The 25,675-nt window shown below is 66.7% G+C and carries 26 protein-coding genes; 19 read left to right on the forward strand and 7 right to left on the reverse strand.

Annotation, left to right across the window (positions count from 1 at the left end; genetic code table 11):
* Position 1: 1 nt before the first annotated feature.
* Positions 2 to 571, forward strand: a complete 570-nt coding sequence (locus ACFK0J_RS31775; protein WP_378733406.1) for a GNAT family N-acetyltransferase — start codon at positions 2 to 4, stop codon at positions 569 to 571.
* Complete coding sequence (locus ACFK0J_RS31780; protein ID WP_378733407.1) at positions 571 to 1,194, forward strand: histidine phosphatase family protein; 624 nt, start codon at positions 571 to 573, stop codon at positions 1,192 to 1,194. Before ACFK0J_RS31775 ends, ACFK0J_RS31780 begins: the two co-directional genes overlap by 1 nt.
* A gap of 15 nt (positions 1,195 to 1,209) precedes the next feature.
* Here ACFK0J_RS31780 and hisN read toward each other — a convergent pair whose 3' ends face one another.
* Positions 1,210 to 1,995, reverse strand: a complete 786-nt coding sequence (gene hisN / locus ACFK0J_RS31785) for a histidinol-phosphatase (protein ID WP_378733408.1) — start codon at positions 1,993 to 1,995, stop codon at positions 1,210 to 1,212.
* Between the two features lie 129 nt (positions 1,996 to 2,124).
* The gene (locus ACFK0J_RS31790) at positions 2,125 to 2,715 is read right to left on the reverse strand and encodes an NADPH-dependent FMN reductase (RefSeq protein ID WP_378733409.1); all 591 of its coding nucleotides are present in this window, start codon (positions 2,713 to 2,715) and stop codon (positions 2,125 to 2,127) included.
* A gap of 139 nt (positions 2,716 to 2,854) precedes the next feature.
* On the opposite strand from ACFK0J_RS31790, the gene ACFK0J_RS31795 reads away from it, so the two are divergent.
* The 6 genes from ACFK0J_RS31795 (at position 2,855) to ftsX (ending at position 7,854) form a co-directional block, all read left to right on the forward strand.
* Positions 2,855 to 3,703, forward strand: coding sequence for a helix-turn-helix transcriptional regulator (locus ACFK0J_RS31795; RefSeq protein WP_378733410.1), 849 nt, complete (start codon positions 2,855 to 2,857; stop codon positions 3,701 to 3,703).
* A gap of 189 nt (positions 3,704 to 3,892) precedes the next feature.
* On the forward strand, positions 3,893 to 5,011 hold the full coding sequence (gene prfB, locus ACFK0J_RS31800; RefSeq protein ID WP_378733411.1) for a peptide chain release factor 2: 1,119 nt from the start codon (positions 3,893 to 3,895) through the stop codon (positions 5,009 to 5,011).
* Between the two features lie 115 nt (positions 5,012 to 5,126).
* Positions 5,127 to 5,972, forward strand: a complete 846-nt coding sequence (locus ACFK0J_RS31805) for a mechanosensitive ion channel family protein (RefSeq protein WP_378733412.1) — start codon at positions 5,127 to 5,129, stop codon at positions 5,970 to 5,972.
* Positions 5,959 to 6,186 (forward strand): hypothetical protein, encoded by a 228-nt coding sequence (locus tag ACFK0J_RS31810; RefSeq protein ID WP_378733413.1) that lies wholly within the window; start codon positions 5,959 to 5,961, stop codon positions 6,184 to 6,186. The genes ACFK0J_RS31805 and ACFK0J_RS31810 overlap by 14 nt, the downstream gene beginning before the upstream one ends.
* A 73-nt stretch (positions 6,187 to 6,259) precedes the next feature.
* Positions 6,260 to 6,949 carry a cell division ATP-binding protein FtsE gene (gene ftsE / locus ACFK0J_RS31815; RefSeq protein WP_218471053.1) on the forward strand — a complete coding sequence of 230 codons (690 nt, stop codon included), beginning with the start codon at positions 6,260 to 6,262 and terminating at the stop codon, positions 6,947 to 6,949.
* Positions 6,949 to 7,854 (forward strand): permease-like cell division protein FtsX, encoded by a 906-nt coding sequence (gene ftsX, locus ACFK0J_RS31820; protein WP_378733414.1) that lies wholly within the window; start codon positions 6,949 to 6,951, stop codon positions 7,852 to 7,854. Before ftsE ends, ftsX begins: the two co-directional genes overlap by 1 nt.
* 77 nt (positions 7,855 to 7,931) lie before the next feature.
* Here the strand turns inward: ftsX and ACFK0J_RS31825 are convergent, their stop codons facing one another.
* A complete protein-coding gene (locus ACFK0J_RS31825; protein ID WP_378733415.1) occupies positions 7,932 to 8,309 on the reverse strand; it encodes a MerR family transcriptional regulator in 378 nt (125 codons plus the stop codon).
* A gap of 59 nt (positions 8,310 to 8,368) precedes the next feature.
* Between ACFK0J_RS31825 and ACFK0J_RS31830 the strand changes: the two genes are divergently transcribed.
* Positions 8,369 to 9,130, forward strand: coding sequence for an alpha/beta fold hydrolase (locus ACFK0J_RS31830; protein ID WP_378733416.1), 762 nt, complete (start codon positions 8,369 to 8,371; stop codon positions 9,128 to 9,130).
* A 67-nt stretch (positions 9,131 to 9,197) separates the two neighbouring features.
* On the opposite strand, the gene ACFK0J_RS31835 is transcribed toward ACFK0J_RS31830, so the two are convergent.
* Entirely contained in the window at positions 9,198 to 10,625 is a 1,428-nt protein-coding gene (locus tag ACFK0J_RS31835; protein WP_378733417.1) for a glycosyltransferase family 39 protein, read from the reverse strand.
* A 130-nt stretch (positions 10,626 to 10,755) separates the two neighbouring features.
* On the opposite strand from ACFK0J_RS31835, the gene ACFK0J_RS31840 reads away from it, so the two are divergent.
* The 8 genes from ACFK0J_RS31840 to ACFK0J_RS31875 all read left to right on the forward strand — a co-directional run bounded on the left by ACFK0J_RS31840 (position 10,756) and on the right by ACFK0J_RS31875 (position 21,594).
* Entirely contained in the window at positions 10,756 to 12,150 is a 1,395-nt protein-coding gene (locus tag ACFK0J_RS31840; RefSeq protein WP_378733418.1) for an acyl-CoA dehydrogenase family protein, read from the forward strand.
* Positions 12,151 to 12,260: 110 nt separating this feature from the next.
* A complete protein-coding gene (locus ACFK0J_RS31845; protein ID WP_218471059.1) occupies positions 12,261 to 13,490 on the forward strand; it encodes an acyl-CoA dehydrogenase family protein in 1,230 nt (409 codons plus the stop codon).
* A 685-nt stretch (positions 13,491 to 14,175) separates the two neighbouring features.
* Positions 14,176 to 14,808 (forward strand): hypothetical protein, encoded by a 633-nt coding sequence (locus tag ACFK0J_RS31850; protein WP_378733419.1) that lies wholly within the window; start codon positions 14,176 to 14,178, stop codon positions 14,806 to 14,808.
* 105 nt (positions 14,809 to 14,913) lie between these two features.
* The gene (locus tag ACFK0J_RS31855) at positions 14,914 to 15,411 is read left to right on the forward strand and encodes an ArsR/SmtB family transcription factor (protein WP_378733420.1); all 498 of its coding nucleotides are present in this window, start codon (positions 14,914 to 14,916) and stop codon (positions 15,409 to 15,411) included.
* Between the two features lie 203 nt (positions 15,412 to 15,614).
* Positions 15,615 to 17,240 carry an acyl-CoA synthetase gene (locus ACFK0J_RS31860; protein WP_378733421.1) on the forward strand — a complete coding sequence of 542 codons (1,626 nt, stop codon included), beginning with the start codon at positions 15,615 to 15,617 and terminating at the stop codon, positions 17,238 to 17,240.
* A gap of 171 nt (positions 17,241 to 17,411) precedes the next feature.
* Entirely contained in the window at positions 17,412 to 19,070 is a 1,659-nt protein-coding gene (locus ACFK0J_RS31865) for an acyl-CoA synthetase (RefSeq protein WP_378733422.1), read from the forward strand.
* Between the two features lie 183 nt (positions 19,071 to 19,253).
* The gene (locus tag ACFK0J_RS31870; protein WP_378733423.1) at positions 19,254 to 19,814 is read left to right on the forward strand and encodes a hypothetical protein; all 561 of its coding nucleotides are present in this window, start codon (positions 19,254 to 19,256) and stop codon (positions 19,812 to 19,814) included.
* Positions 19,815 to 20,112: 298 nt separating this feature from the next.
* The gene (locus ACFK0J_RS31875) at positions 20,113 to 21,594 is read left to right on the forward strand and encodes a PepSY-associated TM helix domain-containing protein (RefSeq protein WP_378733424.1); all 1,482 of its coding nucleotides are present in this window, start codon (positions 20,113 to 20,115) and stop codon (positions 21,592 to 21,594) included.
* 229 nt (positions 21,595 to 21,823) lie between these two features.
* Here the strand turns inward: ACFK0J_RS31875 and ACFK0J_RS31880 are convergent, their stop codons facing one another.
* On the reverse strand, positions 21,824 to 22,315 hold the full coding sequence (locus ACFK0J_RS31880; RefSeq protein WP_218471066.1) for an FBP domain-containing protein: 492 nt from the start codon (positions 22,313 to 22,315) through the stop codon (positions 21,824 to 21,826).
* Positions 22,316 to 22,609: 294 nt separating this feature from the next.
* Here ACFK0J_RS31880 and ACFK0J_RS31885 point away from each other — a divergent pair, with 294 nt between their 5' ends.
* Together ACFK0J_RS31885 and ACFK0J_RS31890 are read left to right on the forward strand one after the other, a co-directional pair.
* On the forward strand, positions 22,610 to 23,071 hold the full coding sequence (locus tag ACFK0J_RS31885) for an SRPBCC family protein (RefSeq protein WP_218471067.1): 462 nt from the start codon (positions 22,610 to 22,612) through the stop codon (positions 23,069 to 23,071).
* Between the two features lie 18 nt (positions 23,072 to 23,089).
* Positions 23,090 to 23,560 (forward strand): DUF4383 domain-containing protein, encoded by a 471-nt coding sequence (locus ACFK0J_RS31890; protein WP_378733425.1) that lies wholly within the window; start codon positions 23,090 to 23,092, stop codon positions 23,558 to 23,560.
* A 67-nt stretch (positions 23,561 to 23,627) separates the two neighbouring features.
* Here the strand turns inward: ACFK0J_RS31890 and ACFK0J_RS31895 are convergent, their stop codons facing one another.
* Positions 23,628 to 23,882, reverse strand: coding sequence for a hypothetical protein (locus ACFK0J_RS31895; RefSeq protein ID WP_378733426.1), 255 nt, complete (start codon positions 23,880 to 23,882; stop codon positions 23,628 to 23,630).
* A 9-nt stretch (positions 23,883 to 23,891) separates the two neighbouring features.
* Positions 23,892 to 25,622, reverse strand: coding sequence for a sodium:solute symporter family protein (locus ACFK0J_RS31900; protein WP_378743176.1), 1,731 nt, complete (start codon positions 25,620 to 25,622; stop codon positions 23,892 to 23,894).
* Positions 25,623 to 25,675: the final 53 nt, after the last annotated feature.

Below are 25,675 nucleotides of genomic sequence, written 5' to 3' on the forward strand. Positions count from 1 at the left end.
GATGCCGTACGCCGCAGCGCTCGGCGTGACCCAGCGGACCTGCGCGAAAGGAATCAGCATGCCGGAATCGGCCCCCATGATCGTTGCCACTCCAGACGACGCCGAAGACATCGCCCACCTGCGTAATCGGCTGGCCCAATGGATGGTCGACAACGGCATCGGGCAGTGGGTGCCCGGCGAGTACCCTGCCGCGACCGTCGCCGAGGAAGCGGCGCGCGGCGAATGGTTCGTGTGGCGCGAAGCCGGAGCGCTGATCGCCGCGGTTCGCGTCGTCTGGCGGGACCCGGAATTCTGGGGCGCGGACGACGACACCGACGCCGGCTACATCCACGGACTCATGGTCGCACCGGAATATCGGGGCCGCGATCTCGGCGGGCGGATCATCCAGTTCTGCGCCGACTACACCCTCGCCAACGGCATTACCCGGCAACGGCTGGACACCGCCGCCGACAACCAGGTGCTCCGGAAGTACTACGCCGCACACGGTTTCACCGAGCTGCGGGAGGCACCACTGCCGCCCCAGTTCCACGGCACGACCCACGTCGTTCTGATGGAGAAGATGCTGGCCTGATGTCCGGAACGGCCACCCGCTACCTCTATCTCGCCCGGCACGGCGAGGCAACCCAGGACGAGAGCGCGCTGAGCGACCGGGGTCGCAGCCAGGCCTGGCTGCTCGGTGAGCGGCTGCGGGCCAGCCCGCTCGCGGTCATCCATCACGGACCGCTGCCCAGGGTGGCGCAGACGGCGCGGCTGATCGGCGAGCGCTTGGACGGTGTGTCCCTGCACGAAGCGGAGACCGCCGGTGACTACCTCCCCTACCTGCCACGGCGGGATGAACTGCCCGCGGAATCGGCGGACGACATCCTCGGCTTCCTCACCCAGTTCCCCACCGAGGGCCGCACGCGTGGTCCGGAGCTCGCGCGAGCCGCCATCGAACAGTTCACCGGCCCGGTCGCGGGCGACACTCCCCGGCACGAGCTGGTCGTCACGCACGCCTTCCTCATCGGCTGGCTGGTGCGGGCCGCGCTGGACGCACCGAAGTGGCGCTGGCTCGGCATCAACCACGCCAACGCCGCACTCACCGTGATCCGCTACGCACCCGGCAGACCCGATTCCGTGCTGTTCTTCAACGACACCGGCCACCTACCGCCGGACCTGCGGTGGACCGGATTCCCGCCGGAACTCCACGTCTGAGAAGGCCGCGGCAGCTCAGTTCCGTAACCGGGCCAATGTCTCGTCGTGCAGCAGACCGTTCGTCGCCACCGCGTCACCGCCGTGCGGGCCCGGCTGTCCATCCAGGGAGGTGAAGCGACCGCCCGCCTCGCGGACGAGGACGTCGAGAGCGGCCAGATCCCACAGGGAGACTTCGGGTTCGGTCGCGATATCGATCGCGCCCTCCGCAAGCAGGCAATAGGTGAAGAAGTCGCCATAACCGCGCACCCGCCACACGTCGTCGGTGAGGGCGAGGAAGTTCTCGCGCAGACCGCGTTCCCGCCAACCGGACAGACTGGAGAAGGCCAGACTGGCCGAGCTGAGCTCGCCGACGGCGGACACCGAAATCGGTTTCGGCGCTTCGGCATCGAAGCTTGCCCACGCTCCCGATCCGGCCGCCGCCCACCAGCGCCGGGACAGCGCGGGCGCGCTCACCACGCCGACCACCGGCACGCCGTCTTCGAGCAACGCGATCAGCGTGGCCCAGATCGGCACCCCGCGCACGAAGTTCTTCGTGCCATCGATCGGATCGACAACCCATTGCCGCCCGGTGAACTCGGCGTCACCGCCGAACTCCTCCCCGAGCACCGAATCATCCGGCCGCTGCTCGGAAAGCACCTGCCGGATCGCCTTCTCCACCGCCAGGTCGGCATCCGACACCGGCGTCAGGTCCGGTTTCGCGTCGACCTTCAAATCGAGCGCCCCGAACCGGGCTCGAGTAATTTCGTCGGCCGCATCGGCCAACCGCAGCGCAAGTTCGAGATCCGAGGAGTCCACAGCCACGCCCCGCACCCTATCCGGTCACCAACCCACTATCCGCGCGGCACAAGCGTTGGCACTCACCGACTGTCCGTACAGTCCACAGCCCTTATGGCCGCTGTGAACCGTGGGGCAGGTCTGTGATCGGGAGCGTCAGGCCGGTGTGGGGAGGGCGCGGGCGGCGACGAGAGCGGCGGTCCACCAGTGCAACTGGTCGAGCAGGGCGCGGGCGGCTTCGGCGGGCTCGTCGGGGTCGCGCAGTTGACCGTCGGCGTCGAAGAGCAGGTAGTAGCGCGGGAAGGTGACGTAGTTGCGGATGGTGTGGGCGTTGAGTTCGTTGAAGATCTGCCGCAGGTGTTCGATGGCGAGCAATCCACCGCTCGCGCCGCTGTAGCCGACGAAACCGATGGCCTTGGCGTCCCACTGGGTGAAATGCCAGTCGATGGCGGCCTTCAGCGCGGCCGGGACGCTGCGGTTGTAGTCGGGTGTGACGATCACGAACGCGTCGGCGGCGGCGAGCCGCTCGGAGAGGTCGGTCATGCCCGCCGGACGCTCGGGATGCGGGTCGAGCGCGGGCGGGACGGCGGGCAACTCCAGCGGCAGCTGCGCGTCCGCCAGGTCGATGACGTCCACCTCGAATGCACCGTGCCGCCTGGCCTGTTCGGTGAACCAGCTGGCCACCACCGGGCCGAAGCGCCCGTCCCGCACGCTGCCGATGATCACCGCGAGCTTCAATGCCGACATCGTTTTCCTCCTCCGGATCCAGCGACCGGCTCGGTCGCCTGTCCCAATCTGCTGGCCGCCGCGCCGACCAGGAAGGCCGCCGTAAGAGTGGTAGCGGCAGGGCCACCCTCCGGCGGCCGCGGCTTGTTACGTTCGAAGGGTGAGCGACAACGAGTTGGGCCTGTTCCTCCGCACCCGGCGCGAGGCGGTCGCGCCGGCCCAGGTCGGCCTGCCCGCCGGGTCGCGTCGCCGCACTCCCGGTTTGCGCCGTGCCGAACTGGCCACGCTCGCCGGGGTAAGCGTCGAATACATCACCCGGCTGGAACAGGGTCGCGATCGCCGCCCGTCACCGCAGGTGCTTTCCGCGCTCGCCGATGCCCTCCGGCTGGCCCCCAGCGAGCGAATTCACTTGCACCGCCTCACCAAATCCGCCGACAGCGGCTTCACCTGCATGGGCGGCGCCCAACCGCCGCGCGAGGTCCGCCCCGCGGTCCGCGCCATCCTGGACCGTCTCGAACCCGCGCCCGCGATTGTCCTGAACCGGCTCACCGAGGTGCTCGCGTACACCGACGGCTACCGGCGTCTGATGGCACCGCTCGGTCTGCTCGACACCGCGCCCGCGAACCTGGCCCGCTACGTCTTCACCGACCCCCGCGCCCGCACCGCCTACCCGGACTGGAGCCACCTGGCCGACCACACGGTCGCCACCCTCAAGCACGGCCCGTTCCGCAACGATCCGCACATCGCGGCGCTCGCCGACGAACTCACCGTCACCACGGGCGCCGAGTTCACCGACCGCGTCGACACCGTCCCCAGCCTCCCCGCAGCCACCGGCATCACCCGCCTCACCCACCCCGAGGCAGGCCAACTCCGCCTCGCCTACGAAGTTCTCGACCTCTCCGCCGACGACGACCAGCAGCTGATCGTCCATCTCCCGGCCGACGACGCCACGGCAACAGCATTGGACAAGCTCGCGGGTCTGCGTCCCGGCGCCCTCCGCGCGGTCTAGCGCTGTACCCGCTGGTCAACTGGCTTCAGCGGCACGTAGATAACTCGTCTGGCACGCCCAGCACATTCGCAACACCCGTCGCGAGAACCCGAACACGCCTACCCCGGCACCTGACTCGTCCGGCCTGTATACCCGGAGAGGCGGACTAGCTGGTTTCACGGCGCCGCCATACCAGTAGGCTTGACCATCGTGCATCCTGACGTTTCCGCTGATCTCGCCGAACTCGACGCCACCCTCAAGACGGTCGAATCGGTCCTCGACATCGAGGCGCTGCGCCGACGTATCGACGAGCTCGAGCATCAAGCCGCAGATCCCGATTTGTGGAACGACCAGGATCATGCTCAGCAGGTGACCAGTGAGCTCTCGCACGCGCAGGGCGAACTGCGCCGCGTCGAGGAACTGCGGCAGCGGCTCGACGACCTGCCGGTGCTCTACGAGCTGGCCGAAGGCGAAGAGGGCGAGTCCAGGGCGACCGCGCTCGCCGATGCCGACGCCGAACGCGCCGCACTGCACGGCGACGTGGAGGCGCTGGAGGTTCGCACTCTGCTGTCCGGCGAATACGACAAGCGCGACGCGCTGGTCAACATCCGGTCCGGCGCCGGTGGCGTGGACGCCGCCGACTGGGCCGAGATGCTGATGCGCATGTACATCCGCTGGGCCGACCGGCACAAGTACTCCGTGGAGGTCTACGACACCTCCTACGCCGAAGAGGCGGGCATCAAGAGCGCCACCTTCGCGGTGAAGGCGCCCTACGCCTACGGCACCCTTTCGGTCGAGATGGGCACGCACCGGCTGGTGCGGATCAGCCCGTTCGACAACCAGGGCCGCCGCCAGACCTCCTTCGCCGAGGTCGAGGTGCTGCCGGTGGTCGAGACCACCGACCACATCGAGATCCCCGAGGGCGAGATCCGGGTCGACGTGTACCGGTCCTCGGGCCCCGGCGGCCAGAGCGTCAACACCACCGACTCGGCGGTCCGCCTGACGCACATCCCCACCGGCATCGTCGTCACCTGCCAGAACGAGAAATCCCAACTGCAGAACAAGATTTCGGCCATGCGCGTGCTGCAGGCCAAGCTGCTGGAACGCAAGCGGCAGGAGGAGCGCGCCGAAATGGACGCGCTCAAGACCAACGAGGGCGCGTCCTGGGGCAACCAGATGCGCTCCTACGTGCTGCACCCGTACCAGATGGTGAAGGACCTGCGGACGAACTTCGAGGTCAACAACCCGTCGGCGGTGCTCGACGGGGATATCGACGGCTTCATCGAGTCCGGTATCCGCTGGCGCATGCGGGAGCAGGCGGGTCAGTAATCGTTGCGGGTAACGCAATCGCCGCTGGACGCGGCGGCTTGCGCGGAATGGTAGGACGTACGGCGGTACCCTGTCTGGCGTGCGTCCAGTTGGGAGTTCAGTCGAGGTGTTGACCATGTCACTCGCGACGACTTCGGAGACCACGAACTGGCTACGTTCCAACGGCCTCGAGATCGTGCTGTTGATTCTCGGCGCGATGCTGTTCAGCCGGTTTGCCACGTTCACCAGGGATCGCATCACCCGCAAGATCGATGAGGGCTTCCGCGGCGGCGACGCGCTGGTGCGTTCCGAGGCCGCCAAGCATCGGCACGCGCTGGCGCAGGTGGTCACCTGGGTGGTGCTGACCATCGCCTACGTGCTGGTCGGCATGGAGGTGCTGCGGCGGCTCGGCTTCGCGCTCGGCGGCCTGGTCGCCCCCGCCGCGGTGCTCGGCGCCGCGCTCGGTTTCGGCGCGCAGCGCATCGTGCAGGACATTCTGGCCGGGTTCTTCCTGATCACCGAACGGCAATACGGTTTTGGTGACGTAGTTCGCATCGCTGTAACTGGAGCCGCGGAGATGGCCGAGGGTACGGTCGAAGATGTCACGTTGCGGATCACCACACTGCGCAACTCGGATGGTGAAGTGATCTCCGTCCCCAACGGGCAGATCGTGAAAGTGACAAATCTGTCCAAGGACTGGGCCCGCGCCGCGATCGATGTGCCGGTGGCCGCGACCGCTGACATCACCAGGGTCAACGAAATATTGCACGAGGTCGGTACGAAGGCGTACGAAGACAGTCGGCTCAAGCCGCTGCTCCTCGATGAGCCCACCGTGATGGGCGTCGAAGACTTGACCGTTGACCAAATGAACATCCGAATGGTTGCCCGCACCTTGCCAGGCAAACAATTCGAAGTCGGCCGCGAACTGCGGGTGCGGGTAGCCGCAGCGTTGCGCCGGGAGGGAATCAGTGAGTCCACGTAAATCCATCACGCTCCTGAAGGAAGCCGTGCGACCGTCCACGCTTCTGCAGGGACCGGTGAAGCCGCGGCGATCCACCGCGATCCTGATCGCAACCTGGGTCGCCACGTTCGTGCTGTACCTGTTCGTCAAGCCGGATCACCCATACGTGTCCGGATCGGACCCGTCGTTGAACACCGTTCCCGCAGCGGTACATCCGGCCGTAGCGCCACGCTGAGCTCGGCGGCCGCGCCGGGCGTCGGCGATTGGCAACGCGGTGGACACGGGGTTGCTGGTTACACTGGCTCCCCGTGATCACCATGCGGAACGTCACCAAGTCGTACAAGACCTCGACGCGACCCGCGCTGGACAACATCACCGTCGATGTGGGCAAGGGCGAGTTCGTCTTCATCATCGGACCGTCCGGCTCGGGCAAGTCCACCTTCATGCGACTGCTGCTGAAAGAAGAGAGCCCCACCTCCGGCCAGATCCAGGTCGCCGACTTCCGGGTCGACCGGCTGCCCGGCCGCAAGGTGCCGAAGCTGCGCCAGCGGATGGGGTGTGTCTTCCAGGACTTCCGGTTGCTGCAGCAGAAGTCGGTGCACGACAACGTGGCGTTCGCGCTGGAGGTGATCGGCAAGCGGCGCCAATTCATCGACCGCACCGTGCCCGAGGTGCTCGACATGGTCGGTCTCGGCGGCAAAGCCGACCGACTACCCACCGAGCTGTCCGGTGGCGAACAGCAGCGCGTGGCGATTGCCCGCGCCTTCGTGAACCGGCCGCTGGTGCTACTGGCCGATGAGCCGACCGGCAACCTCGATCCCGACACCAGCGGCGACATCATGATGTTGCTGGAGCGGATCAACCGGATCGGCACCACCGTGCTGATGGCCACCCATGACAATCACATCGTCGACGCGATGCGCAGGCGAGTGATCGAACTCGACCGGGGCCGCCTGGTGCGCGACGAAGCGACCGGCGTCTACGGGGTGGATCGCTGATGCGCGCTAGCTTCCTGTTCAGCGAGGTCTTCGCCGGCCTGCGCCGCAATGTCACGATGACCATCGCGATGATCCTGACCGTCGCGGTCTCGCTCACCATGCTGGGCGGCGGCCTGCTCGCGGTGCGGATCGCCGACAAGACCGAGCAGTACTTCCTGGATCGGCTAGAGGTGCGGCTGTATCTCACCGAAGACGTCTCCGCCAACGACCCGGACTGCTCCCGCGATCCGTGTAAGACGCTGATGGCGGACCTGAAATCGACCACAGACGTCGAATCCGTCCAGTACCTCAGCCGCGACGACGCCGTCCGCGAGGCCAAGGAGAAGACGTTCAAGGACCAGCCCGAGCTGGCCAAGTACGTCAGCGAGACCCCGCTGCCCGCGTCGCTGCGGGTGAAGATGAAGAACGCGGAGCTGTATCCGCAGATCTACGAGAAGTTCTATGAGCGGCCCGGTGTCGGCATGGTGCGCAACGACAAGGACATCGTGGACCGGCTGGTCAGCCTGTTCGACGGACTACGCAACGCCGCCTTCGGACTTGCCGTACTGCAAGCGCTCGCCGCGCTGCTGCTGATCGCGAACATGGTGCAGATCGCCGCGTTCACCCGCCGCACCGAGGTCGGCATCATGCGGTTGGTCGGTGCGACCCGCTGGTACACCCAGCTACCGTTTTTGCTGGAAGCAGTCGTCGCCGCACTGGCCGGTTCGCTGGTCGCGGTGGTCGGACTGCTCATCGCACGGCCACTGGTGATCGATCGAGCGCTCGGGGATCTGTTCTCCAGCAAGGTCTTCCCACGCATCACCGGCGACGACATCGCAATGGTCGCATTGGTGATCGCACCCGTCGGCATCGTCTTCGCCGCACTGACCGCCTACGGAACACTGCGGTACTACGTGCGCGAATAACGCCGAGACTGTTCAGCGCGAGCCAGTCCGGAGTCCCGGGCTGGCTCGTACTGACTCTGGAAGTCCCGCACCCCCGGTCAGTGGGCGGCCTGCTCTTCGGGCGACCTCTCCCGGATGCTGGCGCGCTTCAGCGTGAGCAGTTCACGCTGCCGCTCGAGTTCGGCGATCTTGTTGTCCAAATCGCTGCACCGGCTTTCGACAATGTCCACGACCTTGTCGCAGGACTCAATCCAACTGCCGTGTTCCCGCGCGCAGGGCAGTAGGCCACGAATGTCCTCAGTGGACAGACCGGCGGCCAACATGTCCCGGATGTAGCCGACGCGTTCCGCTGCGTCGTCGGCGTAGGACCGATAACCGAGGGCGTCGCGCCGCGGTTGCAGCAGACCCTGCTCCTCGTAGTACCTGAGCAGGCGAGTGCTCACGCCGCTGCGGCGCGCCAATTCTCCGATCAACATATGACGCCGCTCACCCTCGCCTTGCGTTCACACTCATGTGAATTCCTAACTTGGCCGACATGACAACAATTCCCCTACGGACCACTGTCACCGGCGCCGGACCCGGCCTCGTGCTCGCACACGGGGCGGGCGGCACCATCGAGACCAACTTCGGCAACCTGATCCCCGACCTCGCCGCCACCCACACTGTGGTCGCCCCCGACTATCCGGACAGTAATATCCAACTCACGCTCGACGGTCTCGCCGACGCTCTCGTTGCGGCAGCGGTCGACGCCGGCGTCGAGACGTTCACCATCCTCGGCTACTCCCTCGGCACAACAGTGGCCGTGCGCGCTGCCGTGCGACATCCGGACCGCGTCCGCGGCCTGCTGCTCGCTGCCGGATTCGCGAAGGTCGACAACCGGGCCCGCCTCACGGTGCAGATCTGGCAGGACCTGCTCGACCGCGGCGACACGGCCAGCTTCGCCCGGCTGGCCCTCTCGGCGTCCTTCAGTCCCGCCTATCTGAACGCCCTGCCTGCCGAGGTTGTCGACGAACTCGTCCGAGTCGGCACGACCACCATCCCCGGCGGCACTCTGCAACAGGCCGGCCTGGCCGAAATCGTCGACACCACCGCCGATTTGGCCCATATCACCGTGCCCACCCTGATCGTCAACGCCACCGAAGACCTCTTGATCCACCCCGCAAACTCCCGCTATCTAGCCGCCTCCATCCCCCACGCCCAATACACCGAAATCCCCGCAGGCCACGTCCTCATGGCCGAACACCCCACCCAGTGGCGAAAAGCCGTCGAAACCTTCCTCACCCAACACAACCTCTAGCCGCGCGCGAGTGGCACCGGGCCGCGGCGAAACGCGAGCAGCCTCTCGCTGCTGTGCCACTCGCGGATCAACCCAGGTGTTTGAGCTGGGGCCAGGGGGCGCGGGTGCGGCAGTGGAAGAGGGGTTCGCCTTGTTCGTCGTTGTCGATGCCCAGGGTGTTGTCGATGTGGCCCGCGGGGTGGATGTCGGTGCAGAAGCGGGTGAGGTGGTCGGGGTCGATGCCGATGGTGAGTACGTCGGTGGCGGTGTCGCTCGGTGGGCCCCACCACCAGTAGGAGTTGTGGCCGGAGTGGGGTTCGGGTAGGCCATAGGGGGCGCCGAAACGTTCGATGGCGGCGGCCTCGCCGTAGTTGGCGGTGAGGATGGTGACGTCGCGGCCGAGGCGGGTGCGCGCCTCGGCGACTCGGCGGGTGAATTCCGGCCAGCCGATGGTTTCGCCCGCGTCGTAGTTGACGGCGAGGACCGGCGCGTCTTTCAGCATCGATACGGGGAGCACCGGCAGGAACAGCACCGCCGAGATCGCGGCGTTCACGGCGACAACGCAACTCACTGCCGTCCAGCGGGTCCGGGCTCGACCCAGCCACGCCGCCACCGGCACCGCGCCGGCCGCGAGCAGGATCGGATACATGCCGCCGAGGTAGTACGCCTTCCCGCCGGTCGCCAGGAACAGCACGAAGAGCAGACCATAGGTCGCCGCGAAGGCTCGATATCGAGTGTCCCTGGCCAACCGCCACAGTCCGAAGGCCCACAGCGGCACCAGCAACGGTCCCATCAGCCCGAACTGCAAGAGCACGAACATGATCGGCGAATCCGACGTTCCGGACGATCCGCCCGCGATCGCCCGGCCCATCTCCCACTGCGGCCACCCGTTGCGCGCCTGCCACACCAGATACGGCAGCCAGATCAGTACCGCGATCCCGATGGCCATCGGAAAGAACTTGGTGGCGAACAGTTTTCGCGGACCGAGCAGCAGCAGGGACACCAGCAGCGCGAGCACCGGGAAGATCAGCAGCAGCTTGTTCTGCAGCCCGATGCCGACCAGCACCCCGATCACCAGCCACCAGCGTGGGTCACCACCGCCGTCCAGCCCACGCAGCAGCACCAGCACGAGCAACGCCACCACCGACCACACCGCGAGATCGATCACCGCGGTGCTCAACATATGGCCGACCCCCATGACCAACGCCGCGCTCGCCACCGCGGCCGCGGCGAGCGCCTGCGCCCCGCGACCGCCGCCGAACTCGCGCGCCATCAGCCCGGCGCAGACCACCACGAGGGTGGCCGCGAGGACCGCGGGTAGCCGCAATTCGAATAACGAATCGGGATCGATCGCCGCCATCACCTTGGCCAGCAACGGCGTCAGTGGCGGCTGATCCGGGTAACCCCAGGACAGGTGTCGCCCGGCCGCCAGGAAGTACAACTCGTCGCGGTGATACCCATAGCGCGGGGCACACGCGGTAAGGACTACGGCAAACAGCGCCGCGACTACGGGCACTGGCCAAGCCTGGCACAGAACGGCGGCGTATGCTGCACCTCGACGCTGTTCTTACTCTGGAGTAAGATAGACTTACTCAGGAGTAAGATAGCTGGGAGCAAGACCTCACCCCACCCACCCGAGAAAACAGGTGATGATGAGCACTCGAGACAGCGCAACGAAGCGACGTCCAGACACGTCCGCAGTCGGCCTCAACCACCCCAAGCGGGACTGGATGGGCGCGGCCATGCGGGTGATGACGACCATTACCGGGTCGGAGCTCGCCGAGAAGTACAACCTGCGCAAGCCGATCGAGCGAGTCACCTACGAGGGCACCAAGACCGGCTTCCGCACACTCGGCGCCGCCACCCGTGCCTTCGCCAAGGTCACCGGCGGCGGTCAGCCGAAACGGCTGGCGCCGAACGAGTCGAAGAACAAGGACTTCTTCGACCTCACCCCCACCGACGAGCAGCAGATGATCGTCGAGACGGTGAAGGAATTCGCCGCCGAGATTCTGCGCCCGGCCGCCTACGACGCCGACGCCGCCGCGAAGGCCCCGCGTGATCTGCTGGAGCGCGCCGCCGAGCTCGGCATCACCCTGATCAATGTGCCCGAAGAGCTGGAGGGCGCGGCGTCGGAGCGTGGCGCGGTCACCAATTCCCTTGTGGCCGAGGCGCTCGCGCACGGCGACATGGGTCTTGCGCTGCCGATTCTCGCGCCGAGCGGCGTCGCGGTCGCCCTCTCCCAGTGGGGTACCGACGCTCAGCAGCAAACCTACCTGCCCGCCTTCACCGGCGAGAATGTGCCGCAGGCCTCCGTGGTGATCAGTGAGCCGCGCGCACTGTTCGACCCGTTCGCGTTGCAGACCAAGGCCGTTCGCTCGCCGAGCGGCTACCGGATCTCCGGCGTGAAGAGCCTGGTGCCCGCCGCGGCGGATGCCGAACTGTTCCTGATCGCCGCCGAACTCGACGGTCGCCCAGCGCTTTTCATCGTTCCGTCGGACGCACCCGGCCTGGTGGTCGAGGCCGACCCGAGCATGGGTCTGCGCGCGGCGGGTCTCGGTCGCCTGCTGCTCGACAATGTCGCGGTCGGCACCGACGCCATCCTCGGCGACGGTGACGCCAAGCAGCGTGCCGAGGACTACGCCGATGCGGTTCGGCTTGCTCGCCTGGGCTGGGCTTCGCTCGCGGTCGGCACCGGACAGGCCGTGCTGGACTACGTGATTCCGTACGTGAACGAGCGGGTCGCGTTCGGCGAGCCGATCTCGCACCGCCAGGCGGTCGCCTTCATGGTCGCCAACATCGCGATCGAACTGGACGGCCTTCGGCTGGTGACCCTGCGGGGCGCGTCGCGCGCCGAGCAGGGCCTGTCCTTCGCCCGCGAGGCGTCGCTGGCCCGGAAGTTGGCCACGGACAAGGGAATGCAGATCGGCCTGGACGGCGTGCAGTTGCTCGGTGGCCACGGCTTCACCAAGGAACACCCGGTCGAGCGCTGGTACCGCGACCTGCGGGGCATCGGCGTCGCCGAAGGTGTCGTGCTCATCTAACCGGTCCGTTCCTTACTTTCCGCGGTGCGAGCGTCAGGCCCGGAGGAGGCCGCGCAGCATAACCACGTAGGGCTAGCGAGCACCGCCAATTCCACACAGGAGACCCTCCCATGATCAACCTCGAACTCCCGAAGAAGCTGCGGGCCAGCGCGAACCAGGCCCATCAGGTCGCGACCGAGATCTTCCGGCCGATCTCGCGCAAGTACGACCTCGCCGAGCACGAGTATCCGGTCGAGCTGGACACCATGGCCGCCATGGTCGAAGGCCTCGCCGACTCCGGCACCCAGAAGATCGGCGGCGCCGCCGGTGGCCGGGAGGACGACAGCGAGTCGGACGTGCACGCCACCGAGCTGCTCGGCAACACCAACGGCGGCAACATGTCCGCGCTGTTGAATGCCCTGGAGACCTCCTGGGGCGACGTCGGCCTGATGCTCTCGATCCCCTACCAGGGTCTCGGCAACGCGGCCATCGCGGCCGTCGCCACCGACGAGCAGCTGAAGCGTTTCGGCAAGGTATGGGCCTCGATGGCAATCACCGAGCCGTCGTTCGGTTCCGACTCGGCCGCCGTATCCACCACCGCCGTGCTCGACGGCGACGAGTGGGTGCTCAACGGCGAGAAGATCTTTGTGACCGCGGGCCAGCGGTCCACCCACATCGTGGTGTGGGCGACGGTCGACAAGAGCCTCGGCCGCGCGGCGATCAAGTCGTTTGTCGTGCCGCGCGACGCTCCCGGTCTTTCGGTGGCTCGGCTCGAGCACAAGCTCGGCATCAAGGCCTCCGACACCGCCGTGCTGCTGTTGCAGGACTGCCGGATTCCGAAGGACAACATCCTCGGCAGCCCGGAAGTCAACGTGGAGAAGGGCTTTGCCGGGGTCATGCAGACCTTCGACAACACCCGTCCGCTGGTTGCCGCGATGGCGGTCGGCGTGGCCCGCGCCGCCCTCGAGGAGCTGCGTGCCATCCTGACCGACGCCGGTGTCGAGATCTCCTACGACACCCCGCCGAACAACCAGCACGCCGCGGCCGCCGAATTCCTGCGCATGGAAGCCGATTACGAGTCCGCCTACCTGCTGTCGCTGCGCGCCGCGTGGATGGCCGACAACAAGAAGCCGAACTCGCTAGAGGCCTCCATGTCCAAGGCCAAGGCGGGCCGCACCGGCACCGACGTCTCCCTGAAGGCCGTCGAACTCGCCGGCGCCATCGGCTACTCCCAGCGCACCCTGCTGGAGAAGTGGGGCCGCGATTCGAAGATCCTCGACATCTTCGAAGGCACCCAGCAGATCCAGCAGCTCATCGTCGCCCGCCGCATCCTCGGCAAGACGAGTGCCGAGCTGAAGTAGTACGGCCTACGGAAGACCGGTGTGAGTGTCCTCCGTGACCCGCACCGGTTCTTTGCGGGCGGGGTAGTTGCGAGCCGGATGCCAGCAAACGACGCCTCGAACTGCCTGTTTGCTGGCGTGCGAGGGCGCTGAGTTGATAACATGGCATCGTCACGAGAGTGATGCCGAGCGGTGGGACCGCCGCCCTTTACGACGGCCCCACCTGGTGGTTTACCTAGACCGCCAGACTCGGCGGACCAAGATGAGCGCCCCGGCGATTACGGCAGCACCTGTCAAGACGATGCCGTAGTCGACCGGGGCCTTGCTCTTTCTCCGGCGATGTTTCGCCATACCCACCACCTCCTTCCTGGGCGCGATGTGTGGACCATGTCCATCGCCCCTCGGAAGGAAGTGAGCTCACAATACCCGGGCCTACCAACGACTTTCGGGCGCGCTCGCAAACTCGTGCGAATGCGCCCGTTTCACATTTTCCGCCGTTTCGCGCCCGCGTTATGTCCCGATTGTCGGTTCCATCTGGAGACACACCTTCGCCCAGATGCGTGTAGCGGGAAAGGGACACGTCAGTGCCGGATAGTGGACCGGGCACATAATCGCTGGCAACGTAACGGCCTGCGTTTCTTGATCGACAAATTCAGCGGACGAATTTCTCTCGAGCTGTACCAGAGACCTCAAGGAGCAACTGGATATGGAACGACTGAGCGTGACGCGTCGCCTCGCTACCGTGTTTGCCGCCACCGCGGTGGTAGCGAGTGTTTTTGCCGGTAATGCCACTGCCGAACCGGCGACGGTGGATTGGGCCGGTGCCGCCCAGCAGCTGCGGGCGGCGGCCGCGGGTAACCCCGAGGCCGAGCAGGCGGTGGATCGACTGGTGGCCTCCGGGCAGGTGAACAAGGCCGGGCAGGTGGCGCTGCCTGCGCAGCCGTTCCAGATTCCGGCCCAGTCGGATATCGGGCGCGGCGACGGGCCGGGCGTGTACGGGTCCGGCATCGCACTCGGCCTCGACGGCTTCCGGTTCGGGTTCTTCGGCGGACCGGGCACGATCGCGCCTAATCAGGCGGGCGCCAAGCTGGAAGTGCTGTGGATCAACCTGTCCAATGGTCGCAGCGGAACCGAGGTGCTCTACGAGCACAACGACGTTCCGGTGGACACCACGATTCGCTCCCGCCCGCTCGACACCGGCAGCGGCCTGATCGTGGCCGCGGTGTACGGCACCCTGTGGCACCGCTGGTCGGTGCCGGTGAGCGACGCGAATCCGGACGGGTTCCAGTATCAGCGCGGCACCATCTCGGTCCCCTCGTTCGGGGCCGTCTACAACTGATCGACCGCTGCGACGGCCCGCACGGTCCGGACCGTGCGGGCCGTCGCGTCCGCGGACCCGGTTGACCTCTTGTCCGGAATTACGTAGTTCCGTAGCTTTTGTGGCGTGAGTCTGGAAGAGCGGGTTGCGGAACTCGAACGGCGGCTCGACGACATGGCCGGCCTGTACTGGAATGGTCAGGAAGCGGCGACCGACCAGTGGGCGGTAACCCGCCTGCACGACGAGTTCGTCGCCGCGGATGAGCCCAACGGCGGCGTCCTGTTCGCCGGTTCGGTGCGGCTGCCCACCGACGAGCACTACGGCTGGCAGGCCACGTTCACCACCGGGGACCTCATCGAGGACGACTGGGCCGAAACGGCGGAATGCCTTGCCGCGCTAGGGAATCCGGTGCGACTACGGCTATTGCGGGAGATCATGGGTGGCCGCAGGACGGCCGCCGAACTCGTCGGCCTCGAGGGCGTCGGCACGTCCGGGCAGGTCTACCACCATCTACGACAGCTCGCCGCCGTCGGCTGGTTACACACCGCGGGCCGCGGCCGTTTCGAAGTTCCCGCGGCGCGGGTGGTGCCGTTGCTGATCGCGCTGGCAAGCGCGCGGCGCTGACGCGATCGATTACCGACCGAGATTCAGCCGCACTGTTGGGCAACCGCTCGGCCGCTCGAAAACCCGCCCGCCGAGGGCGAAAAGTGAGAATCGTTTCCCAGTCTGTGACCTGTCACACTTTGGACTGCTACGGTGGGCCACGCAATGCCGTTCGAGTTCGCTAGGTCGAGTGCCGACGCGAGATTCTGGTGGAGGTTTTCGACATGAAGGTGGCGCACGCTTTAGAGGCCGTAAAGGCGCTCGGAGTGCTCCGGTCCCGGGGTGTAAGCGATCCGCGCAAGCCGCTGGAAACGCTGCGCACGATCAAGGAATCGCAGATATTCGGCCCCCAGGCCACATTGATCCGGCATTCCGCGCGCATTGCGCCGGACTCTCCCGGTCTGGCCGATGAGCGCGGCGAACTGACCTACGGGCAACTCGACGAGCAGTCGACCGCGATCGCGCGAGGGTTGCAGGCGGCGGGGATCACCGAGGGCACGGTCATCGGCGTGCTGGCCCGCGATCATCGCGGCCTGATCCTGTCGATGGTCGCCGCGAGCAAGCTCGGCGTTCGGGTGGCGCTGATGAACACCGGCTTCGCCAAGCCGCAATTCGCCGAGGTCTGCCGGCGCGAAAAGGTCAAGGCGATGCTGCACGACAGCGAGTTCCTCGGCCTGCTCGACGCGCTGCCCGCCGACCTGCCGCGCTTCCTCACCTGGGTCGACGAAGGCACCGAATTGCCCAAGGGCGCACAGACTCTCGACGATCTGGCGGCGGCCAACTCCACCGAGGAGCTGCCGAAGCCGAGCAAGCCGGGCGGCTTCATCATCCTCACCAGCGGCACCACCGGCCTGCCCAAGGGTGCCACCCGCGTCAAGGTCTCCCCGCTGGCCACCGCGCAGTTCCTCGACCGAATCCCGTTCCCCAGCAAGGGCGCCCAGGTAATCGTGTCGCCGATCTTCCACAGCACCGGGTTCGGCACCTGGCTGGTCGGTATGGCCATGGGCAACAAAGTGGTGGTGCGCAGGCGATTCGACGCCGAGGCAACGCTGAAGCTGATCACCGATCACCGGGCGGAGATGCTGGTAGCGGTGCCGACCATGCTGCACCGGATGACCGAATTGGATCCCGCGATCCGCGCCAAGTACGACACCTCCTCGCTGAAGTGCATCCTGCTCGCGGGCTCGGCGCTGTCCCCGGAGCTCACCGTCAAGGCGACCCAGGTGTTCGGACCCGTCCTGCACAACCTGTACGGCTCGACCGAATGTTCCGTCGCCACGGTGGCCAAGCCGGAAGATCTGGCCGTGGCGCCCGGCACCGTCGGTCGCGCGCCGATCACCTGCGAGGTGCGGCTCTACGACGACAACGACAAGCAGGTCACCGCGATCAACACGACCGCGCGCATCTTCATCCGCAGCGGCACGCCGTTCGAGGGCTACACCGACGGTCGCAACAAGCAGATCATCGACGGCTTCATGTCCAGCGGCGATGTCGGCCACTTCACCGAGCACGGCCTGTTGATGGTGGACGGCCGCGACGACGACATGATCGTCTCCGGCGGCGAGAACGTCTTCCCGCAGGAGGTGGAGAACCTGCTGCTGGAGCGCCAGGACATCTTCGACGCGGCGGTCGTCGGGGTGGACGACGCCGAGTTCGGTAAGCGGTTGCGGGCGTTCGTCGTTCCCGAGCCGGGCCACAGCCCCGACGGTGAGGAGATCAAGGCCTACGTCAAGAACAACCTGGCGCGCTACAAGGTGCCGCGCGAGGTGATCTTCCTCGACGACCTGCCCCGCAACCCGACCGGCAAGCTGCTGCGGCGGGTGCTGGTGGAGTACGAAGTTCCGGCCTGAGTGCGGACGGGCAACCCCTACTGGTTACCCACCGGTAGGGGTTGTTGAGATACGTGACACACCGAGTTACAGATGCTTGCTATTGTTAGCGACAGCACTGGATCCCGTAGCTGCGGTCCGCACCACCCACCGGCTCTCCCCAGGGTGGGACCGCCGGAAGGTTGTTGTCGAATGGTTGTCTCCTTCCCCGCGTTGAGTGGCACTGCCCGCAAGGCCGGCGTTCTCGCCCTCGGCGTCAATGTCATGGTCAAACGGCGGCTGTTCAATCCGCTCCGCCCCGACCACGCCGCACGGTCGGCGTTCAACGTGCTCAAGTTCGGCCCGTTCGCCGGTGTCGTCATGCACGCCGCACAGACCAGACCCGGGGCAGGCGCCATCGTCGACGAGGGCGGTGAACTGACCTTCGGCCAGCTGAACGAGCAGTCGAACGCCCTGGCCCGTGGCCTCGCGGCACAGGGCTTGCAGCCCGGCGACGTGGTCGCGGTGCTCGCCCGCGACCACCGCGGCATGGTGTTGAGCCTGCTCGCCGCGGGCAAACTCGGGGTCCGCACGGTGCTGATGAACACCGGGTTCGCGAAGCCGCAGTTCGCCGACGTGGCCGCGCGCGAAAAGGTGAAGGCGGTGCTGCACGACAGCGAGTTCCTCGACCTGATGAGCGCCATCCCCGCCGCTATCCCGCGGGTGCTCACCTGGGTGGACGCGAAGGACAATGCCGATCCGTCGATCCCGACGATCGCGTCGGTGAGCGCGGGCCACGCCACCGACCCGCTGCCCGCTCCCGCGAAGCCGGGCGGCATGGTCATCCTGACCAGCGGCACCACCGGAACGCCCAAGGGGGCGCCGCGCGACCGGGTGAGCCCGTTCGCCTCGGCCCAGTTCGTCGACCGGGTCCCGCTGCCGCACAACGGCACCATGATCATGGCGGCGCCGATTTTCCACGGCACCGGGCTTTCCCAGTTCACCATCGGCCTCGCCCTCGGCAACCGGGTGATCTTCCAGCAGCGCCGTTTCGATCCCGAGCAGACGCTGGCGAATATCGTGAAGTACCGGGCCGATTCGCTGGTCGTCGTGCCGACCATGCTGCAGCGCATCCTCGACCTCGGCGACGAGGTGCTGGCCAAGTACGACCCACGCACCATCAAGGTGATCTTCGCGGCTGGCTCGGCGATCGCGCCGGACGTCGTCACCCGCACCCTCGATTACTTCGGCGACACCCTCTACAACCTGTACGGCTCCACCGAATGCGCCGTCATGACGGTCGCCACCCCCGAGGACCTGCGCAAGGCGCCGACCACCGCGGGCAAGGCGCCGGTCGGCATCCGGATCGTGCTGCTCGATGAGAACCGCAAGCCGATCACCGAGCCCAACGTCACCGGCACCATCTTCGTCGACAACGGTTTCGCGTTCACCGGATACACCGACGGCCGGACCAAGGAGGTCGTCGACGGCATGATGTCCAGCGGCGACGTCGGGCATTTCGATGCCGACGGCCTGCTGTACATCGACGGCCGCGACGACGACATGATCGTCTCCGGTGGCGAGAACGTCTTCCCGCTGGAAGTGGAGAATCTGATCGCCGGGCGCGAGGACATTTTCGAGGCCGCGGTGGTCGGCGTCGACGATCGCGAATTCGGCAAGCGGCTGCGGGCGTTCGTCGTCCCCGGCCCCGACTCCAAGCGGGATCCGCAGGAGATCAAGGACTTCGTCAAGGCGAACCTGGCCCGCTACAAGGTGCCCCGCGAGGTCATCTTCCTCGACGAGCTCCCCCGCAATGCCACCGGCAAGCTGCTGCGCAAGCCATTGATCGAGATGGAAATCGACGCGAGCTGACCGCCCGAACACCCGATTTCCCGCACCCGAGAGCGCAGGCGATTCGGCGGGCGGGAGATCGGGTGGGAGCGCCTGTGATGCGCACGTGATCGGCGCGGGCGAAAATCGGAATTGGTTTCCGGCAGTATTTCGGGCGTTTGTCTGGGGAGCGGCTGGGCGCAATTCGTCGGCTACTATCAGCGCGTGAGTATCGAGTTCGGCCGGGCCGCTGCGGGGCAACGCGGCGCCGTCGCGCGTGTGCGCGGCGGTTCGGCGGGCGCGATCTCGGGGACCATTTCCGTTGCGGCACACGGCTGGGCGTCCGCGGGCAGCTGGCCGGACACCACCACCCTGGCCCTGCTGGCGGCCGCCTCCGCCGTGATCGGCGCGCTGGTGGCCGGCCTCGCGCCGCTGCGTGACACCTCCGCCGGACTGATCATCGCACTCGTCGCCGGGCAGTTGCTCGGGCACGTGACCATGGGCTTCGGCTCGGGTCACCTCCATCACGGCGAGGCCCAGCTGACTCCGGCGATGCTCACCGCCCACCTGCTCGCGGCCATTGCCGCCGCCGCGGTGATCCATGGCGCGGAAGCCGCCTACCGGTCCGGTACCGCGGTGCTCTTCCGCGTCCTGCGCCCGCGTCACCCCGCACCCGTCGCCGATCCGGCGGCGCTGCGCATCACCCATCGTGACCGCGTCATCCTGCGCATCTTCGCCACCGAATCGCTTCGCCCACGAGGTCCCCCGGTCGCCGTCGCGAGCTGACTCAACCAATACACCCGGTATCGAACGTGGGTTCGCGGTGAGCACGGCTCGCGCCAGCGAACATTCAGCGCCTCATCGCGGACGTCATCCATCGGCCTTCGAAGATAGCTCGGCACACACCTCGCGGTGACTCACGAAGGCAACTTTGCCGACCCTCGAGCTTTCTCGTATGCCGCCTCGGACAGCCGCGTAATCGACGAATGCTGTCACCGAAGGCGTGCCGTCGCACGCGTATCGCGTGCCGTCGCTCTCCGAGGACAACTCCCCACCCCACCGGGTTCCCGACCTGCAGAAACGAATGACCGTGAGTACAACAGAAACGATCGATCCGGACGCCGAATTACCGGCCCCACCCACAGCACCCGGCGCGCAGCCCAAACGCAGACCAACCGCTCGACATGGGCTGTACCCGTTGGCCATGCGGCTGCACTTCTACGCCGGGATATTCGTCGCCCCGTTCATTCTCATCGCCGCCGTCACCGGCGCGCTCTACGCCATTTCGCCGACGCTCGAATCGATCGTGTCGCGCGACCTGTTGACGGTCGAGGCGAGCGGAGCGCCGAAGCCGCTGTCCGAGCAGATCAGCGCCGCCGTCGCGACCCAGCCGCACCTGGCGTTGGCCGCGGTCGCCCCGGCCCCGGGCGCGGAGGACACCACCCGGGTGCTTTTCACCGACCCGTCGCTGGGCGAATCCGAACGTCGCGCGGTGTTCGTCAACCCGTACACGGCACAGCCGGTGGGCGATTCCGTCGTCTACGGCAGCTCGGGTGCGCTGCCGATGCGCACCTGGATCGACCGGTTGCACCGAGATCTGCACCTCGGGGAGCCCGGCCGCCTCTACAGCGAGCTGGCCGCGTCCTGGTTGTGGATCATCGGGCTCGCCGGGTTGGTCGTGTGGGTGCGCCGGGTGCGCACCCGGCGCACCCGGAATTCGGCGGGCTGGTTGTTCGCGCCGGACCGCTCGCAGAACGCCCGCGGCCGGACGGTGAACTGGCACGGCTCCGTCGGCATGTGGGTGCTGCCGATCATTCTGCTGTTGTCGGCGACCGGCATGAGCTGGTCGACCTATGCGGGCGCGAACATCACCGAACTCCGTCAGCAGCTGAGTTGGACCACCCCCGCGGTCACCACAACTCTTCCGGGATCTGCTGCGCCCGTGCATGATTCGGGCGGCGAGCACCACGGTGGCCACCAGACCGCACCCGCTCCGGCCGACCCCACCGAGCGGATCGCCCAGGTCGACCGGGTCTACCGGACCGCGCGCGCCAACGGCCTGACCCAGGCCGTCGAGATCGGCATCCCGGCCGAGCCGGGCCGGGCGTTCGCGGTGAAGGAACGGCGGATGCCGGGCACCTACACGGTCGACGCGGTCGCCGTCGACGGCGCCACCGGATCGGTCACCGATCGGCTCGACTATGCCGACTGGCCGCTGATGGCCAAGCTCACCAACTGGGGCATCCAGTTCCACATGGGCCTGATGTTCGGATTGCTCAACCAGCTACTGCTGCTGGCGGTCATGGTCGGGGTGATCACCGTGCTGCTGCGCGGTTACCTCATGTGGTGGCGCAGGCGGCCGACCCGCAGCAGCTCCGGACGGCTGGCGATGGGCCGGGCGCCGCGGCGGGGCGCGCTGCGCAGAAGCTCGCCGTGGCTTGCCGTGCCGGTGGTGGCCGCGGCCGTGCTGATCGGCTGGTTCGCCCCGCTGGTCGGGATCAGCCTGCTGGCCTTCCTCGCCGTCGACGTCCTGCGGGGTCTCAGGGTACGGATGCGCGCCGCGTAGCGGCTGACGATTCCGGGAGTTCCTCTCCGGATGAGACGGTCTGGCCAGTGCTGTGCTGTGCGGCGGCCAGGCCGTCTCGACCGGAGAGGAACCGGTGCACCCCGAGTGTGCTTGCGATGTCGCGGAACTCGGGGTGCGGGTTCGGCGAGCCGAGTGCCAAGTGTCGGCGCATGGCATCTACCTCCATTTCTACTGGTGTGTGCTGGTTCAGCTAGGGACTCCGCCGGGCCTATGCGTAAAGCCTGGCGATGAACGCCTGCATATTGGCGAGCATGCGCTCGACCTTCTGCTCGGGGTTCAGGTTTTCCCGGTACCGGTTGCCGAGCGCGGGGGTCTTCTTGCCGCGCGCGTACAGCGGGCAGGCGAGATCGGTGCACATGTAGGTGCCGATCGTGTTGCCCTTGCGACCGGACGGACCCGCCTTGGCCGCGGTCAGCAGGGAAACACCGCTGCCGGTGTGCGTGGTCAGGCAGATCGAGCACATCTGGGCTCGACCGGATCCGCCGGTTTCGTACCGCAGCGCGATGCCGATCAACTCGCCGTCGTCGTTGGGGACGACCAGATAGCACCGGCCGGGTAGCGACGGGTCGCTCCAGCCGAGGAAGTCGAGATCGTCCCACGGGCGCTCGTCGAGCTCACGTGGCATCGGTAGGCGTTTGGCTTCGGTTTTGGAACAGTTGATGAACGACGACCTGATGTCGCGTTCAGTCACTGGTTTCATGGGGGTTTTCGCTCCGTTCTGATCTGGTAGGTGGACAAACCGGAGTGACGTTACGGTGCCGGACACGCATCCAACAACCGCATTTCCGCCCGTCATACCTGCTGGTCAGTTCGCTGTGAAGAGAATCACCGGACCAGTCGGTCGCCTTAGAACACCGTCGGTCGCGTGGGCCTCCCGCTGTTTGTCCGCGACCTGGCCGGGTATGTCGCGGATGTCCTGAGTCGCCACGACGGAGCGACCGAGTTAGTGCCCGCCCCGGCGAGGCTGCGGGGTCGGGCGACGAAAGGGGTACATGTGAGTACGTTGGCCGCCACCGTAGACGTCGAGGTACCAGTCCGCACCGCTTACAACCAGTGGACGCAATTCGAAACATTCCCCCTGTTCATGGAGGGCGTGGAAGAAGTGCGCCAACTAGATGACAAGCACACGCATTGGCGGATTCACGTCGGTCCGTCGACGCGCGAGTTCGACGCCACCATTACCGAACAACACCCGGACGAGCGGGTCGCCTGGAAATCCGACAGCGGCCCGGAGCACGCGGGTGTGATCACCTTCCACCGGCTGAACGACACCACCACCCGGATCACCGCCCAGATGGAGGTCGATCCGGAGGGGTTCGTGGAAAACGCCGCCGACAAGCTCGGCGTGCTGAAGCACCGCGTCAATGGGGATATGCAGCGCTTCAAGGAGTTCATCGAAAACCAAGGTCACGAAACCGGCGCCTGGCGCGGGGACATCCCACGTCCGGACGCCTGAGGCGAAAGGCAGCCAGTCATGGCAACATTCCAGCCGAACGCGACAACCACCGAGTGGTCCCCGACCCGGATCGCGGCGCTCGCCGTAGGCGCCGTATTCCTGCTGGTCGGTGTCCTCGGCTTCATCCCCGGCGTCACCACCGACTACGACACGATGAGCTTCGCCGGACACCACTCCGACGCCAAGCTGCTCGGCGTGTTCCAAGTCTCGGTGCTGCACAACATCGTGCACCTGCTGTTCGGTGTCGCCGGCCTGGTCGCCGCGCGCACCGCCGCGGCCGCCCGCTGGTTCCTGCTCGTCGGCGGCGCGATCTACCTCGTCCTGTGGCTGTACGGCCTGGTCATCGACCGTGGCAGCGACGCGAACTTCGTTCCCGTCAATGAAGCCGACAATTGGCTGCACTTCGGCCTCGGCCTCGGCATGATCGCCTTGGGTGCAGTGCTGCCTCGGCTGGCCGCGCCGGGTCACGGCACCCCGGCTGTCCGCTAGTTACCGCGACACAACCGATACACATCAGGAAGCCCCGCCCGGTCAGTCCGGGCGGGGTTCCCGCGCGCTAGGGCGTTTCGGACGGTTCCGCCGGAAGTTCCGCGGCAGGCGCCTTCTCCGGCACGGCGATCGGGCGCAGGACGACCCAGGTGATGAAGAGCAGGGACACGACGCCCATGCCTATCCCGGCCCACAGGTTGACGTTGATGCCGCCGGTCTTGGCTTCGTCGGCAGCGGTATGGCTGACCAGACCGGTGATGATCAGGATGACCGCGTAGCTGCCGAGTAGGGCGCCGACGATGGTGCGGATGTCGAAAAGCATTGCGGCTCCTTATCCGACGATGACGTTGAGGGCGATGACCAGGGCGAGGGCGATGCCCGCCAGCAGCACCGGACGCTGATACCAGGGCAGCGAGTCCTGATCCGGGTCGGTGCGCACTTCCTTCGGTGTTTCCGAGTAGACCAGACCGACGAGCTCGGCGACGGGCTTCGGCTGGGTCACCTGGGTGACCAGCACACTCACCACGATGTCCACCACGAACGCCACACCGGCGGCCACGAAACTCGAGCCCTGGCCGGACAAGTGGAACACCTCGGTCTGATGCATGATGAAAACCACGATGGCGGAACCGGTTCCGCAGACCAAGCCCATCCAGCCCGCGGTCGGTGTCATCCGTTTCCAGAACATACCGAGGATGAAGGTCGCGAACAGCGGTGCGTTGAAGAAGCTGAACAGGGTCTGCAGGTAGTCCATCATGTTGCTGAAGCTCGACGCGATGAACGCGGTGAAGATCGCCGTCACCGTCGCGCCGATGGTGGCCAACCGCCCGACGGTCAGGTAGTACCCGTCCCGGCGATCCTTGCGCACGTACTGCTGCCACAGGTCATAGCTGAACACCGTGTTGAACGCGGAAATATTGGCCGCCATGCCCGCCATGAACGCCGCGAGCAGACCGGCGATGCCGACGCCGAGCAAGCCGTTCGGCAGCACGTCCTTCATCAGATACAGCAACGCCTGGTTATAGGTGGTGTCACTGGTGAAGTCCGGATCGGCCGTCTTCGCCGCCTTGTACTCGCTCATCTGCGGCACCAGCACCGCGCTGATCATGCCGGGAATCACGACGATCAACGGGATGAACATTTTCGGGTAGGCACCGATGATCGGGGTGCGTCGCGCCGCGGAGATGGAGTGCGTCGCCAACGCGCGCTGCACCTCGACGAAGTTGGTGGTCCAGTAGCCGAACGAGAGCACGAACCCGAGACCGAACACGATGCCGATCACCGAGAGGATGTTGTCGCTGAATCCGCTGAGCTCATTTCCCGGCCACGAGTCCAGTTGCGCCCCGCCACCCGGCGACGCGGTCACCTTCTCCTGCAAACCATCCCAGCCGCCGACCTTGTGCAGGCCGACGAGCGTGAGCGGCAGCAGTGCGGCGACGATGACGAAGAATTGCAGCACCTCGTTGTAGATCGCCGCCGACAGCCCGCCGAGGGTGATGTAGGAGAGCACGATCGCCGCCGCGACGATCACCGACACCCACAGCGGCCAGCCCAGCAGCACGTTCAGGATGGTGCCGAGCAGATACAGGTTGACGCCCGCGATCAGTACCTGGGCGATCGCGAAGCTGAGCGCGTTCACCAGGTGCGCGCCGGTGCCGAAGCGCCTGCGCATGAACTCGGGCACGCTGCGCACCTTGGAGCCGTAGTAGAACGGCATCATCACCACGCCGAGGAACAGCATCGCGGGTATCGCGCCGATCCAGAAGTAGTGGAAGGTGGGGAAGCCGAACTGGGCGCCGTTGGCCGACATGCCCATGATCTCGACCGCGCCGAGGTTCGCCGAGATGAACGCGAGGCCGGTCACCCAGGCGGGCAGCGAGCGCCCGGACAGGAAGAAGTCGATGCTGGACGAGACGCGCTGCCTGGCCAGCAGGCCGATGCCGAGGACGAACACGAAATATAAGGCGACGATGAAGAAGTCGACCGGCGTCGCGTCCAGCCGGAGTGTCGACGACGCGTCTAAATAGGTCGACGCCGTCGACCGCGGTTCGGCGGCGAGCAGCGCGGACGTCAGAACAGGTGAATCGGCAAGCGGCACAGCGTCCCTCCTGGCGG

The sequence above is a fragment of the Nocardia brasiliensis genome (genome assembly GCF_042691675.1).
In the GTDB taxonomy this organism is placed as follows: Bacteria; Actinomycetota; Actinomycetes; order Mycobacteriales; family Mycobacteriaceae; genus Nocardia; species Nocardia brasiliensis_D.